The organism is Paenibacillus sp. SEL1, from assembly GCF_054602535.1.
In genome coordinates this window covers 428289-444609 of sequence record NZ_CM137723.1, presented here as the reverse complement: position 1 = coordinate 444609, position 16321 = coordinate 428289, and the positions used below count along the sequence as shown (strand labels likewise).

Below are 16321 nucleotides of genomic sequence, written 5' to 3'. Positions count from 1 at the left end.
GTTGTCCTCTTTTATTTCATTTTTAATGTAAGCAAAAAAGTACCCAATAGAATACAACAGCCTGCTATGAATGGTGCGAACATATTTGTATCAAATAAAAATCCCGCTAGAGTGGGGCCGACAATATTCCCGACACTCATATAGGCATTATTCATACCAGCTACATATCCTTGCTCATTCCCTGCCATCTTCGATAATTGTGTATTAAGAGCTGGACGAAGCATAGCGGTAGCAAAGAAAATAAGGGAAGTGAGAAGAAAGATACTCCAAAAATCTATGGCGAAAAGAAACAAAATATAAGCAGCTGAGGTGAAAAGAAGCGAACCTTTGATCACCCTTTGTTCACCAAACTTATTAATTATTTTAGCAACAACTAGTGCCTGCATACCGACTCCGATCACAGCACCTGCGGTTAGAATAATTGAAATATCTTGCGGCGAGAATTGGAAGCGGTTCGTTACATATAAACCAAGAACAGATTCAAAATTAGCGAGTCCAAAGGTCATCACCAGAACAAGTACAAAGAGCATCGCATACTTTGACCTTAACGATCTCACATATTGTTTGTACATAGATTCCTTCCGAGAAATTCTTGCCCGAGCTGCCTTCATTTGTTCTTTCGTCAAACTTTCAGGTAAACAAATCATTGAAAAAATAACTGCAATAATAGCCGCACCCGTTGCTATATACAGCGGCACTCTCGTTCCATATCCTGCAAGAAGACCACCAAGTCCAGGACCGATGACAAATCCGAATGACATGGCTGCGGCTAGCAGGCTATTTCCTTTGGCACGTTCTTCGGTTGTTGTAATATCCGCCACATATGCCATCATGGGCGGAATAATCAGGGCTGCTGCCATTCCTTCCAGAAGTCTTGAGGTATACAGCATCCATAACTCATCTCCGATAGCAAAGATAAATTTAGCTACAGCAAAAACAATGCCACCTACGACGATGAATGCTTTTCTCCCATATCGATCAGACAGTTGCCCAGTCATTGGAGAGAGCAGGAATTGTGTCACTCCATAGGCTGCTACCAATAAACCGATCGCCCGCCCACTGGCACCAAATTCAATGATCAGTTCTGGCAGGATGGGGGTAATTAAACCAACGCCCACCATAACGATGAAGATATTAATCATTAGGATTCCAAGTATTCTTTTCATGCAAAAAACCTCCTGATCCATTGGTTTCTGGATAGGAGGTAGACGTACGAACAAGAAGATACACTGCTCCCGTCAAAGAAGCAATGCGCTTATCGTGAATACCCAAAGCCTACACTAATCCTATCCAGAAAATTCGTAAGATTACGATTTTTTCTTTGGTGGAATAGGATTAGTAGATCATTGGCTTAAGGTCACCCTTTCGATACTTTATTGTTTATCAATATAACATAAATTTCTTTATAAGGCAATGAGAGGATAAATCAGAAGAACCCAACACGTCCTTCGGCCACATTTTTTAACCAGTCCTGCTTACGGCTCTTATCGAGCTCGCCTCGCATACCTTTGATAATCAGTTCAATATCGGCTTTTCCCTGCTCATGCCACTCCAGAGCCGTGCTGACATACAGTTCTCCGAGCTGAGCCAGGGAAAAACCGTCAGTCATGGCTGCCGCCTTCTGTGTACCTGTTTCCCCTGCAAAAACAAGGAAGTTACGCAGCTTGAGATATGCCAGTCGCAGCGCTTCGTCAGGCAAACTGATTTCATAGGCCCGATCGAAACGCCCTGCCCGGTTCATCAGACCCGGGTCGATTTTTTCGGGATAATTGGTCGTTCCGATCAGGAAGATGCCCTCCTTGGATGTAGCACCGTCGAGGGTATTCAGGAAAAAGGAACGCACCTCCTGAGGCATGGAATCAATGTCCTCAATAACCAGTACCATCGGAGCCAGGCGAGTAGCCGCCTCGAACACCTCTTTGACCGATTCACTGGTTGTATACTCCGTAATTTGCCAGTAGGCTGCCGGACCCGGTACACTGCTGGCAATAGATTTTACAAGTGTTGTTTTACCGTTGCCCGGATGGCCATATAGCAAAATACCACGCTTATAAGGAATGTTATAAGTCTGATAGAAGGTACGATCCGCTTCAAAAAACTGATCAAGTGATCGGAAAATATCCCGTTTGATTTCCGCTTTCAAAATCACGTCATCCCGCGTAATTGCGCGGGTTATCGGCTCTGCCTGCCGAGAAAGTCCACGGCTTGTGTCGGTAAAAACGGTGACACGCTTCATATTCTGCTTACGTTCACGACCGCGTACTCCCGCGAGGAAGCCTTGCAGCTCCTGGTCGCCTATCGCAAATACGTAATCTTCATTGTACACGCCATTCTCACGGAAAAAGGGAACTCGCGCCAGCGCGATGCCCCACTTGGGATAGGCGAATACATTATTACGCATCGACAGATGCACGCCGTATTCAGGAGTCGGTCCGTCATCGTCATACTGGATGGTGCGTTCCTCCAAACGATCGAAGACCCGTGCCACATGTTCCAGATCGGGACTGCCTGAACGAATATCTTCCTCCAGCAGATCCCAATACTCAATATTGGGATCATCGCTGGCATACAGCACGTATTTTACACCATAGCGGTTATAGAGTGCTTCACTGATACCGTCGATTAGACGGGCATAAGCGGCATAACCGGTAATGCGTCCATCTGTACGTTCATCAAATTCGTAAATAGCTGGGATGTCTATACTCAAATTATTTGGCTCCTTTCAGGGCGGCCAGCGGCTTGCATTTGGCTACAACTGCTGCGAGTCCTGCCCCGGTGACACTTTCGATAATATCATCTACATTTTTGTAGGCCTGTGGAGACTCGTCGATAATGCTTTCAAGTGATGCCTGATTGACCACAATTTCATCGTCTGTCCCTACACCCAGGGCCCCTGCAAAATCGTCCACACTGACGAGTCGTTTGGTCGCAGAACGCGAGCGAATCCGGCCTGCTCCATGGCAAATGGAGTGGAAGTTATCCTGACCGCCCGGTAAACCTACCATAATATAAGAGGCTGTCCCCATAGAGCCGGGGATCAGGGCTGGATGCCCTGTCGCCTGATAAGGCCGCGGATTGTCGGGGTGTCCTGCTGGAAGAGCACGCGTAGCACCTTTACGATGCACAAACACGCTGCCGTGATCCGGATGGGATTCCTCCCAAGCATAATTGTGCATTAGATCGTACAAAGTACGCAACTCGCACTTTGTACCAAAGACATCGCGGAAGGCTTCACGCACGGAGTATGCGATGAGATGTCGGTTCACCACAGCATAATTCAGCGCCGAATACATCATATCGACATAATGTGCAGCCTCGGGGTGATCCAGCGGTGCGAATACTAGTCTTGGGTCGGAGGTACCGAGCCCGAGACGGCTCATTGCCTTGGCAATGGCAGATGAACTGGCCTGGCTGACTGCTCCACCCCAAGCCCGTGATCCCGAATGAATCATCACAGCCACCTGACCGTCGAACATGCCCCAAGCTTCAGCTGTTTCGCGGTTTTCCTCCGCGATTTCAATCGCCTGAATTTCGACGAAATGATTGCCTCCACCCAGCGTGCCGAGCTGTCGGTGAGCCCGATGCCACGTACGATCTTCGACAAGATTCAGCACCTCCTCGTCAAAGGAGAACTTACTGTGCTCTACATGGGTGAGTGAGGTGGATTTCTTAGGAGTGTAGCTGTCCGGAATATATTTGTTGGGTAAGCCGTGCAGACCCTTGCGTACAATATGCTCCAGTCGGATATCCGAATAATGCCCGCGCTGGTGGGCTTCCATGGGCAAGTATTTGTCAATGGTTTTGACCAGCTTACGTCGCAGCTTGGTTTCCTTCAAAGCATCCTTGTGCAGATTGGTCAGATGTACGCGCATGCCGCAGCCAATATCGCTGCCAACGATGGAGGGAGATACATAGCCGTCCTCCATCCCCCATACAGCAGTTGTACCGATGCAGGTTCCGACGCCTACATGTACATCTGGTGTGTATCCCATATAGCGGATACCCGGAATTTGTAAATTGTTATTAGCCATCTCGAACACCTTGTAATCTAGTGAGGAGAAAAGTTGCTGAGAAGCATATACGGTCAGATCACCTGCCGGAAGCTTCATCAGATGGCTGTATGGTCCTTCATGCAAGGACGAGTCGGTTGTATGTTGTATATTCATATAAATGGGTAGTTCCCTTCTTCAAGTAAATTCATAAATACTTGCATAAAAAGATATAAAAAAAACAAAAAAGCCGCAGACTTGTCGTCTACGGCTTCCTGCACCGAAAGTGTCATTACATTTTATGATCAACACATCATAAATACGTAAAATAACCTGTTCTTCCAATAGCATAAAAAAATAAAAAAGCCTGGCTAATCACGCCGTCAGACAGCGTGATATCACCCATCATGTCGCCCGAACGGGGCCGATGAGACGAAAACTCAAATATGTGGTTGTGCTATGCTGCCTGTCTGTCGTTATCATGTAAAGCTCAGTCATGTCTGTCGGCCCCCTTTTCTTAAAGTTAATTGCTATGTTAATGGAAACCTGTGGAAGCTGTCAACCCTGAAAGGTAGAAGTGTGGGGAAATGTGACTTTACTCACGGTGAAGTGTGAGTAACATCATAGTTCAATTGGCCCAAAGCTGATATTGTACTAAATATTCAAATATTCAGATATTGTTGAACGTTTATAGGACAATTCTGTGAGGGGGACGGAGCAGGCATGGAAGGAGATCTCCAGAAATTTAAGGCCGACTTTTTCAAAGCATTGGCTCACCCTCTGCGCATCCGCATTTTGGAGGTGCTGAGTGAAGGGGAACGGAATGTGAACGAGCTACAGACTGCGCTCGGTTCCGAAGGTTCTGCCGTATCGCAGCAATTGGCCGTTTTACGAGCCAAAAATTTGGTGAACAGTTTCAAGGAAGGTACATCGGTCGTGTATTCACTACGTGATCCGCTTTTGAAGGAGCTGCTTGCGGTGGCGCGGCGGATTTTTGACAATCATTTGGTCGAAGCGATCTCGTTGCTGGAAGGTATACGTAACGAGAAGTAATGCTATTACAGAAAAGAAGGGTTACAGGAATGAAGTGGATAGGAAGGTTCGAAGGCTATAACGCAGGAGCTTTGCGTAAGGATCTCATTTCCGGAAGTATTGTAGCGATTGTGGCGATTCCGCTTGGTATGGCGTTTGCCATTGCATCAGGAGTAAAGCCGGAATATGGGCTGTATACGACCATTGTTGCGGGAATTTTGGTTTCGCTACTGGGAGGGTCAAAATTCCAGATCGGAGGACCTACGGGTGCATTTATTCCGATTTTGCTGGCTATTGTCATGCAATACGGTTATGAGAACCTACTCATAGCTGGTTTTATGGCGGGCATTATGCTCATTTTAATGGGTGTGCTAAGGCTGGGGGCACTGATTAAGTTTATTCCCAAGCCAGTAACAATTGGCTTTACGGCCGGAATTGCCGTGACGATATTCAGCGGTCAGATTGCTAACTTTCTCGGCTTGCGCGGGGTAGAGCGGCATGAAACTTTTCTGCCTTCCATGGCAGAGCTCATCCATCGACTTCCTTCACTGAATGTATATAGTATCCTGACGGCTTGTATCTGTCTTGCCGCGCTTATTTTGGTGCCTAAAAAATGGCCCAAGATACCCGGCTCACTGGTTGGTCTACTCTTGTCAACACTGGTGGCAGCTTTACTTTTTCCAGGGCAGGTGGCTACGATTGGCTCTGCGTATGGCGCAATTCCAGCATCTTTGCCTGAGCTACATATTCCTGTGATGACGTGGGATTTGATCGTGAAACTCTTGCCGCCAGCACTTGTTATTGCAATGCTGGGAGCTATTGAATCTTTGCTTTCAGCGGTGGTAGCTGACGGTATGACGGGAGCCCGGCATAACAGCAATCGTGAACTGGTTGGACAAGGGATAGCTAATTTGCTGACACCGCTGTTCGGCGGCATTCCTGCGACAGGTGCAATTGCCCGCACCGCCACAAATATCCGTAACGGTGCTGTTTCTCCTATGTCAGGCATCGTACATGGGTTCGTGGTGCTCCTCATCCTGGTGCTTTTCGCACCTTATGCGTCTAACATTCCGTTGGCCAGTATGGCTCCGGTGCTGATGGTAGTAGCTTGGAATATGAGTGAGCGCAAGCATTTTGCGCACATTCTCAAAACGCGGACAGCGGATTCTATTGTGCTGGTTGTCACCTTTTTGCTGACAGTTTTTACGACGCTGACAACGGCTGTGGAGGTAGGTTTAATTCTGGCAGTTGTATTGTTTGTTAAACGTATGAGCAGTACACTTTCAGTAGATAAGGTACTTCCTGATCCTTCTGTAAAACATGAAAAAGTAGGCGCACATATGGTCACAGATCAGCATGATTGTCCACAGGTGGCTATTTACAATGTGGAAGGCCCTTTATTTTTCGGTGCAGCCTCGGTATTGGAAAACTCAGGTGTGGGAGGTCGGACTGACCACCTACAAGGGATATTGTTGTTGCGTATGGGGAAGGTCCCTTTTATGGATATGACGGGAGAAGGTAACTTTACCGCATTAATTCAGAAATACCGGCAGTCTGGCGGAACGGTGCTTGTTTCTGGGCTCCAGCCTCAACCGCGGGCATTACTACAGAAAACCGGATGCTACGACATGATTGGACAAAAGCATTTTTTCGAACATACAGGAGAGGCCCTGACGGCTGCCCTTGCACTGGTGAATCAGGATCATTGCTGTGGATGTAGGCAAATGGCTTTCCGAGAATGTACGAGTCTGTGCCGCAGATCGCAGCAAACCAAATCTTCCTTTACAGATGGAGCCGTTTCGGTTCCCATACCTGTAAATAGCGGCAGATAACACTCTTTTAAATTTGTTGCTGAATGCCGAAAAATCTCTTCTAATCCCCGAAACCAAGTGCATAACAAAGACTTGCATTTGCTTCGAAAATGGAAGAGATTTTTCTCTTCTTCAAGAAAAAAAGGAATAAAATTCAAAAAAATGCTTGAATATCTGATTTTATGACACTATACTAGATTCAAAAGATACCATATGTTTCATTCTTTTGTTTTAAATTGTATTTTAATACTTGCACATTAACCTCCTCGATTACTTCTAAATTTCTTATCCTACCTTTCTCTTCATTTTTTTCACTTATCATTTTCAAACTTGTCCACCTGTTTCTACCCGATGCTCGTTCTTTACGGTCTGCACCAAGGGTTGTTCACCTCAGAATGATGACCTATGGATATCACCTCGGCGGAATCTATATTTTTTAAAGGAGGTGAGTACCAGAGGCTATTTTGTGAGCTTTTGACGTAGCTGCCCGGAAGGCTGTCCTTGAGAATTAAAAAACCAAGTAAAGGGAGATGGAAAGTATTGATTAAGTCGAAAAATATCAAAAAGACGCTGTCGGTCAGTTTTACCGCTCTTCTTGCTTTTTCTCTGATTTCTCCGGTATATGGTGATTCCAGCACAACCACCTCAGCAGGAGCATCGACGATTTCCGCCAAGGTTTCTGCCAAGCTGAACCAACAATTCAGTGCCAGTGAGTATGTCACCTATCTGGTTAAATTAAAAGATCAGGTGGATACGGAGTCAGTTGCCAAGCATGCTTTCCAAAAGGCCTCTGCAGAGCAAATTTCACCCGCTGCTGCTAAACTTTCTGTACGTACAACGGTTGTGAACTCTCTCATGGATACAGCAGAAAAAACGCAACAATCTGTGGAGGAATACTTAAAGAAGGAAGTCAATAACGGAAACGTCAAAAAGTACAAGAGTTACTTTATCGTGAACGCATTTGCGGTAACCAGCACCAAAGAGGTCATGGATAATCTCGCCACACTTCCTGAGATCGACAAAATTTTACCGGATGAAAAGCGGGAACTGCAAAAGGTAGAAATAGATAAGGATGCCCAGCCCGTAGTTGAGGAATCTACAGCTGACCAAGCGGTTGCAGATCAGGCCGCTGTAGATACGGCTGTGACGGAAGAGAATGCGCAAAAATCGGTGGAAGAATCCGTGTATAAGGATGCGGTAACACCAAGCCGTGTCGAGTGGAATATCTCTAAAATCAAAGCACCACAGGTCTGGGCCAAAGGCATTGACGGCAAAGGCATTGTAGTCGCCAATCTGGATACAGGCGTTGAATATACTCACCCGGCGTTGAAAAGAAAATGGCGTGGTACGAACGCTTCCGGTCAGGTCGTTAATCCAGAACTGAGCTGGTATGATGCGGTTGATGGAGCATCACTGCCGACTGATTCAAATGGACATGGTACACATACGATGGGTACGAGCGTTGGATCGGACAGCAACGGTACGAATGAAATCGGTGTTGCCCCTGGCGCCAAATGGATTGCGGTTCGAGTATTCAATCCAGATACGACCGACTCCATCTTACTGGACGGTGGGCAGTGGATTCTTGCTCCTGTAGATAAAAACGGTAAAAAGCACCCTGAGCTTGCACCGGATGTGGTGAATAACTCTTGGGGCGGCGGACCTGGCCTGGATGAATGGTATCGTCCAGTCACCAAGGCGTGGAGAGCGGCTCAGATTTTCCCTGAGTTCTCCGCAGGCAACACAACATTGTCCAATCCGGGCGGACCTGGGTCTGTAGCCAATCCGGCAAATCTGCCGGAAGCCTATGCGACAGGAGCCACGGACATTAACAACAAGCTGGCTAGCTTCTCGCTGCGCGGTCCTTCTCCTTATGGCGAAGTGAAGCCTGAAATTTCGGCTCCTGGTGTCAACATCCGTTCTTCTGTACCGGGCGGAGTGTATGAGGGGGGATGGAACGGTACCTCCATGGCAGGCCCGCATACTGCTGGATTAGCGGCATTACTGCTTCAGGCCAAGCCATCTTTGACTGTGGATCAACTGGAGGATGTTATTTCAAAAACAGCGACGCCGCTGACAGATAGCCAGTATCGGACTTCACCGAACAATGGTTACGGATATGGTCTGATCGACGCGCTTGCTGCGGTGAACTCCGTACTTAAGTGAGGATTTTGCAAAAATCCCATAAGCGACTTCCAATGAACAAGATATAGAGCGAAAGATAGGATTAAGAAAGACCCCCGAAAATCCCTTTGAGCGGCTCGTACAGAGATTGCATACACCTGTTAACCGTGTAATGCACTATTACGTAGCCGCAAAAAAGGGGTTTTCGTACATAAAAGAATATAAAAGTCATAGAATTTCAAGAAAAATGCAAAAAAATGACTTGTATATCTGTTTTGATAACTTTATACTATTCCATAATATATGATTATATATCAATTTTTAATATAAACTGTAATGATATAACATGTTTTTCTTCGAAGTTCTCCTGCTTTTTCTCCTTGGTTTCTACTGAATTTCATCGCTTCCTATTGGGATAGTAAACTCACCTATGAAGTACCACCACCTATGAACAGCCAAATATTTTTGTGCCTCTATATTCTATGAAGGAGGTGGTCGCCAACCACATCGTGTTGCGCAACCCGTGTGTTTGATGTGTAAGGTATGAGGTCTTACTCTGTACAGGTTATTCCAGAAACATTAAACCTAGTAAAAGGAGTGGAGAAGTAATTGATTAAACCTAAACGATTCAAGAAACCACTATCTATCGGACTATCTTTGCTCATGGCCTTTTCCTTTGTTCAACCTGCTTTGGCGAATAACACACCGGATGGCTCCAAGCTGGAGCTGAAATCCGCCTCGCACAAGGTCACGACCGCGAAGGTGTCCCCGAAACTGACCAAACAGTTTGAGGAGAATAACTATGTTACCTATCTGGTCAAATTAAAAGAACAGGTAGACACCAACAAGGTTTCTAAAAATGCACTCCAAAAGGCCTCACTTGAGAAAATAACACCTTCCGCTGCCAAAATGGCTGCGCGCAGCCATGTGATCAGTTCTCTGCGTGAAACGGCTTCAAGAACCCAATATGGGCTTGAAAATTATTTGGATAAGCAATCAGAGAGCGGCGGAGTGAAGGAATATAAAAGCTTTTTTATTGTGAATGCATTGGCTGTAACAAGCACCAAGGAGGTGCTGGATCATATTTCGCAGCTGCCTGAGGTCGATAAAGTCTTGCCGAATGAAACGCGTTATCTGCAAAAGGTGACGGTTGACAAGCAAGCAGAGGGAGCAAATGCCAAAACGGCTGAAACAGCTGAAACAGCCACAGCAGCAACGGCGAAGTCTGCAACGGTAGAGAAGGCTGTTGAGCTGGAGAAGGACGATGGCAAAACATCGGCTAAGCCTGGCAATGCAGGTAAGAACGCTGTAGACCCATCTACGGTGGAATGGAACATATCCCATATTAACGCACCACAAGTGTGGGAAAAGGGAATTGACGGAACCGGAATCGTGGTTGCCAATCTGGATACAGGTGTAGATTATACACATCCGGCCCTTCATCGCAAATGGCGGGGGCTGGACGCGGCAGGCAATGTCGTGAATCCCGAGCTGAGCTGGTACGATCCGCATAGTCATGCGACGCTTCCGGTCGATCAGGAAGACGATTCCCATGGTACACATACGATGGGCACGATGGTCGGCTCTGAGGAAAACGGAACGAATCGAGTTGGCGTTGCACCTGGTGCGAAGTGGATTGCGGTTCGGATTTTTAATCCGGAAACGACGGATGCGATTATACTGGATGGCGGTCAATGGCTGCTTGCGCCAAAAGATGCCCAAGGGAATCTTCATCCCGAGCTTGCTCCAGACGTAGTGAACAACTCGTGGGGAGGCGGACCGGGTCTTGATGAATGGTTCCGGCCTGTGGTTCAGGCATGGCGGGATGCTCAAATCTTCCCCGAATTCTCCGCAGGTAATACCTCTCTTTCCAATCCGGGCGGACCTGCCTCGGTAGCCAATCCGGCAAACTATCCGGAATCCTTCGCTACTGGAGCCACGGATAGCAATGATAATCTGGCCAGCTTCTCATTGTTAGGACCATCACCCTATGGTGAGGTGAAGCCAGAAGTTTCCGCACCGGGTGTTAATATCCGGTCATCTGTCGCTGGTGGCGCCTATAAAGGCGGGTATAACGGTACTTCCATGGCGGGACCTCATGTTGCGGGCCTTGCAGCTCTGTTGCTGCAAGCGAATCATTCGCTTACCGTAGATCAGCTTGAGGAAATTTTGATGAACACAGCTACACCGCGCACGGACAGCACATATCCTACTTCGCCAAATAATGGCTACGGACATGGTGTCATTAATGCGCTGGATGCAGTCGGTTCGGTCATGCAAGGTCTGGGCTCCGTGTCTGGTAAAGTTGTAACGGGTGGCGACGATCTGGAAGCACCTGTTCTCGAGCATACACCGCCCGCAGCGGCATTCGAGGGTATTGATATACCTCTGACTGCTCATGTAACGGATGATGTCGGCGTGACAGCCGTTGAGGCCTTTGCCAAAACAGCAGGTACGTCAAACTATGTATATATTCCGTTGGAACGGACCTCCGGCGACAGCAAAGATGGTACATATCAAGCGTCTATCCCGACTTTTTTGGTGGACAGCGCTGGTCTGGAATACTATATTCGTGTAAATGATTATGGTAATAATGGATTTGAAACTGAAGTATACAAGGTTAAAATCTCCAAAGGTGTAAAACCAGGCTACACACAAGACTTCGAAAAAGACATTGCCGGTATTAATATCGGTGGACAGGGCAGTGTTTGGAAATGGGGAACTCCGACAAGCGGCCCTAAAAGCGCACATTCGGGTACAAAGGTCATCGCGACTAATCTCGAAGGCCAATATCAGGCCAACTCCAACAGTTATTTTATGGCCCCTCCGATTGATCTGACCGAGAGCTCAAAAGGGGCACTGGTCAGCTTCAAGCATTGGTACGATCTTGAAAACAATTCTGATTTCGGCAAAGTGTACGTAGCAACCACAAACAATCAGAATGCGTTTGAGCAGGTATTATCGTTTACCGGCACCAGCAATGGCTGGAAAACACAATATCTTGATTTGCGGGCATTCGCGGGTCAAAAGGTATACCTCCTGTTCAACTTTACGAGTGACAATACGGTTGTGAAAGATGGCTGGTATATTGACGATCTGTCGATTCAGGAGCCAGACACCGTTGCACCTGCTGCGCCGAGCAATTTGACTGCTGAAGCAGATACTGTGGGCAACGTCACACTGGCCTGGAATGCTTCCTCCGATGAGGATGTAAAGCAGTACAAGGTGTATCGTTCTACCCAATCAGGCAAAAATTATACTTCCATCGGTACAACCTCAGCACTGACACTCACAGATACCATCACGGTCGGTGGAGCGACCTATCATTATGCAGTGGCGGCTGAGGATTATAGTGGCAATGAAGGAATCAAGTCGAATGAGGCTTCTCTGAGAGTAGACGTGCCAGATACGCTGTATAGCGATCATTTTGACGGCAGCTCGGATAATGGCTGGACTTATTCCGGTACCAAGGATGAATGGGAACGCGGCATTCCCAAGGAAGTAGGACCAGAAAACGCAGCGTCCAGACCCAATGTGTGGGCAACCGATCTTGATAGCAATTATGAGAACGGAGCTGAATTTTCGCTGGTTTCTCCCAAAATTAATTTGCAGGCTGTACGCAACGCAACACTGACCTTCAATCACTGGTTTGAAATTGAGGCCGGCTATGATTACGGTTATGTGGAAGTGTCCAAAAACAATGGTGACACGTGGAGCGAGCTGGGCAAATTCTCTCACAACACGAATGGGAAAAAGTGGAGTCCAGTTTACTACAATCTGGATAGCTACACCGGCAATGAGATTCAAATTCGCTTCCGTTTGAAATCGGATAACAGTGTGAACAAGAACGGCTGGTACATTGACGATTTCCGTGTGCTGGGCATTCCAGCTGCGACAGTGACCAAGGACATCGTACCTGAGTCGAATATCAAGCTGGAAAAAGCGGAAGAACAATTCCCGCTGTACAAAATTACAAGCACTGAAAAGAGTGAATTCCAGGAGAAAGTGAAGCCGGCAGAAACAACGGTGGATAGTGGACGTGTCGGGCTCGACAGTCTTCCAGCCAGCGCTACGGTTACGGTATTGGAAACCGGACGTTCGGTGAAAACGGATCCGACCACAGGCAAATACAGCTTCACTCATGTAGCGGGCGACTATACGCTGAAGGCTGAAGCCTATGGTTATGTGCCTCAAACGAAAGCAGTCACGATTGAGAATAACAAAGTCATCAGAGCAAACTTTAGTCTTCAGGCCGTACCTCACGGTACGATTCACGGGGTCATTACCGACAAGCAATCCGGTGAACCGATCCAAAAAGCGAAAGTGTTGGTGCTGGAGGATGCGCGTATTGCTCCGGTAGAGACGAATGAGGCTGGAGAATTTACGCTGGACGTGCTGGAAGGAACATACACATTGTCCATTTCAGCTGAGAATTATTATAGTGACAGTGTATCCGTTACTGCTCCTGCGAACGGTAGTGTGGAAGCGAATGTCACGTTGAAACCTTTCATCGGGTTCCAGGGAGGCATTGCCTACGATGACGGGACAGGAGAAAATGCTAGAGCCTTTAACGCGGCAGGCAATTCATGGGCAGTCAGAATGACGCCTGAGTCGGAAGTGGCTCAAGTGACAGGAGCATCGCTTTTGTTCTGGAACTCTGCCTTCCCGAATCCGGGAGGAACGGCATTCCAATATTCTATCTATGACGCCTCCGGTGCGGCAGGAGCACCTGGACGATTATTAGCTGGTCCATTCGACGGGACTGCCGTAAGGGATGAGACACAATGGACGACGGTGCAGCTTCCAGAGCCGGTGACGGTTCAAGGTGACTTCTACATCGTATATACACAGTCTGCTGTAGGCACACAGTCGCCAGGTCTTGCTACAGATGAGAGTGGCCCGAATGCACTTCGCAGCTGGCAAGGTGTAAGCGGAGCATGGAGCCAATCACCTGAGGAGGAAGGGAACTACATGATCCGGGCTATCGTCAGATATCCGGTGAATGCTCCAACGATTATGACTCCTACGAAGGCTACGTATACGCAGGAAGAGTCGATTACCGTAACAGGAACTTCCCCGGCAGAAGGAGCCGATATTCAGCTCTTTAACGGTAAGGAACTGGCTGGCACAACGAAAGTGAAGGATCGCCAGTTCAGTTTGTCGGTTGATCTTCAGCCAGGTGCTAATCCGCTAAGTGTCCAAGCAGCGGTATACGGCAAAATAACGGATCGTTCCGAACCGGTGGTCGTGACACTTGACCAGACTAAACCGGGTCTGATCCTGACTTCGCCAGATGAAGGAGCCCGTACGAATGCGGGTGTCGTGAGCGTCACCGGTACGGTGTATGACGAATTCCTCACCGATTTGACGATTAACGGCGAGCCAGCCGAATTTGGAAGTGACGGCAGCTTTAACAAGCGATTGCTTATCAACGAAGGCGAAAATCAAATTACGGTGACGGCCAAGGATCTTGCCGAAAACGAAACAACCGTTACGCGCTCGGTGTATGTCGATACAGCTCTGCCGAAGCTTGAAAACATTAGCCCTGCGGAGGATGTGCGTATTACTCCAGGGCAGCCGGTACGAGTATCCTTTGACAGTGCATCCGGTTTGGAGGCGTCCTTCCATGTGGAGCTGCCTTTCAACCTGTCCACTTTGGGCCGCAACGATATTCCATTAAATGAAACTTCGTCAGGCCACTATGAAGGTACTTATTTCACTACATCTTCTCTGAATCTGGAAGGCGGAGTCATCGTGATCCGGGTAAGGGATGCAGCGGGAAATGAAGTGGAGACGGAGGCGCCGGGAAAATTATATGTAACCAATGGTGGAGGACAGAACCCTGATCCGAATCCACCTACATCCAATGAAAAGCCAGTAGCCATTATTCAGGCTAATGAATCAGCTAAGAAGAACAAAAATGTACAATTTAACGCCAAAGCTTCCCGTGATGTAGATGGTGAAATCGTCAGCTACAGCTGGAATTTTGGCGATGGCGATACGGCAGTCGGTTCCAAGGTGAAGCATAAATTCACCACAGCTGGAACGTATACCGTAGAGCTAACGGTGACGGATAATGACGGCGCAAGCGGTAAGACTGTGCATACGATCACGATCCGTTAACAGCCAGTAGGAAAGGGAAGGCTTCTTTTAGAATAGCAATGAAGGCCCACAGCAAGCCACGGTTTATAGAGGCTGCTGTGGGCCATTTTTAATTGTCGAGCCGTTCAGGAAGCGATACAATGAATAATGCTCATAAAGTGAATCGTTTCACAATAATATTTTTAGCAGGAGAGGATTATATGATTCATTTGCAAAAAGAAAGCGGACGTATCCGTCTTGTGCTGGATGCCTATTTTATGGGGGAAGATATCATTGTACTCATTTCTGGCGGTGATCAGCCGCATTTGGGAACGATTACAGCAGGGGCCAGGCTCGAGCCGATTCAAAATGTGCAATTACAAAACCATAAGGAATTTTATATTACCGAAGAAATTGCAGTTCGCTTGCGAAAAGAGTTTGCGGGCAATTTTGCCATTTGCTGCGGGGCACATTTGGATCATGCAACCAAGGACGAAATCCGAGTGCTGACAGATATGGCTATACAACTGGGAAAAGATCTCATAGGAGAACTCAAGCAAGCACGCTAGTAGCAACCTTTTTAAGTGAACTCCTGAAAGAGCAGATTGCGATAGGGATACTTGCTAAAGGGATACTTAAAAAGCAATGCAAAGCCATCATCCTCAATTTGTACGGATTTCAGCGCAGAGGATGGAATTAAACTACGGATCATGACATGAACTGCACGCTGGTCTTGTCTGTTGATCGCTTTAGCTAAGGCAGAAGCAAAACATGGATTGCGTGCCAATTCGCGATACAGCGGAAAAACGGCTTTTGCGATGGCGCGATGAACCCTCGGCTCAAACGTAAACTGCACAGTCCCTGGTGGAATCGTCGTTCCATTCGTATAATAGAGCATCGGTGGCTGAGCTAAAAAGGAAATAAAGTAGCCGATGCCATTCGTGCCTAAGCCTTGTTTAGCGGCAAATGGCGCTACTGAGCAGAGAAGGGATTTCATCCGATCCAAATTGCCCTGAACGACAGCTCGTGACCATTGGACGGCAAAAGCACGTCGGGTTGCAATAGCTTTGTAAAAGGGCAGCATGGCAGCGGATATTTTCCTAAGTGTTTCTGCATTTAAACGTTGGTGAGGCGAGCCCTTTCTACGGGATGTTGCACGATATAGCATAGCTCCGACCTCCTTGGCAGGATGCTCTCATGGAGCGCAATTGATCTGTAACAGGTAAAATACTGTATGCCCGGTTACCTCAAAAAGTGCTAATATCGCTATGTTTCTTCTTTTTA

At 47.4% G+C, this 16321-nt stretch carries 9 protein-coding genes; 5 read left to right on the top strand and 4 right to left on the bottom strand.

From position 1 onward, the window contains the following. Window positions 1-11: 11 nt before the first annotated feature. The 3 genes from ACYCSE_RS02025 to ACYCSE_RS02015 all read right to left on the bottom strand — a co-directional run bounded on the left by ACYCSE_RS02025 (window position 12) and on the right by ACYCSE_RS02015 (window position 4166). Window positions 12-1166 carry an MFS transporter gene (locus tag ACYCSE_RS02025; protein ID WP_254351062.1) on the bottom strand — a complete coding sequence of 385 codons (1155 nt, stop codon included), beginning with the start codon at window positions 1164-1166 and terminating at the stop codon, window positions 12-14. A gap of 260 nt (window positions 1167-1426) precedes the next feature. Then, window positions 1427-2707, bottom strand: a complete 1281-nt coding sequence (locus ACYCSE_RS02020) for an AAA family ATPase (protein ID WP_250239969.1) — start codon at window positions 2705-2707, stop codon at window positions 1427-1429. A gap of 1 nt (window position 2708) precedes the next feature. After that, window positions 2709-4166, bottom strand: a complete 1458-nt coding sequence (locus tag ACYCSE_RS02015) for an RtcB family protein (protein WP_336077507.1) — start codon at window positions 4164-4166, stop codon at window positions 2709-2711. A 546-nt stretch (window positions 4167-4712) separates the two neighbouring features. On the opposite strand from ACYCSE_RS02015, the gene ACYCSE_RS02010 reads away from it, so the two are divergent. From ACYCSE_RS02010 to lpdD, 5 genes are all read left to right on the top strand, one after another. After that, window positions 4713-5042: an ArsR/SmtB family transcription factor gene (locus ACYCSE_RS02010; protein ID WP_061828729.1), complete on the top strand. Its 330-nt coding sequence runs from the start codon at window positions 4713-4715 to the stop codon at window positions 5040-5042. Window positions 5043-5071: 29 nt separating this feature from the next. Next, a complete protein-coding gene (locus ACYCSE_RS02005) occupies window positions 5072-6853 on the top strand; it encodes a SulP family inorganic anion transporter (RefSeq protein ID WP_459701125.1) in 1782 nt (593 codons plus the stop codon). Window positions 6854-7372: 519 nt separating this feature from the next. Continuing rightward, window positions 7373-8998: a S8 family serine peptidase gene (locus ACYCSE_RS02000; RefSeq protein ID WP_459701123.1), complete on the top strand. Its 1626-nt coding sequence runs from the start codon at window positions 7373-7375 to the stop codon at window positions 8996-8998. A gap of 567 nt (window positions 8999-9565) precedes the next feature. Further along, the gene (locus ACYCSE_RS01995) at window positions 9566-15079 is read left to right on the top strand and encodes a S8 family serine peptidase (protein ID WP_459701121.1); all 5514 of its coding nucleotides are present in this window, start codon (window positions 9566-9568) and stop codon (window positions 15077-15079) included. A 179-nt stretch (window positions 15080-15258) separates the two neighbouring features. Beyond that, window positions 15259-15606 (top strand): prenylated flavin chaperone LpdD, encoded by a 348-nt coding sequence (gene lpdD, locus ACYCSE_RS01990; protein WP_459701119.1) that lies wholly within the window; start codon window positions 15259-15261, stop codon window positions 15604-15606. A gap of 11 nt (window positions 15607-15617) precedes the next feature. Here lpdD and ACYCSE_RS01985 read toward each other — a convergent pair whose 3' ends face one another. Continuing rightward, window positions 15618-16205 (bottom strand): hypothetical protein, encoded by a 588-nt coding sequence (locus tag ACYCSE_RS01985; RefSeq protein ID WP_440722767.1) that lies wholly within the window; start codon window positions 16203-16205, stop codon window positions 15618-15620. Window positions 16206-16321: the final 116 nt, after the last annotated feature.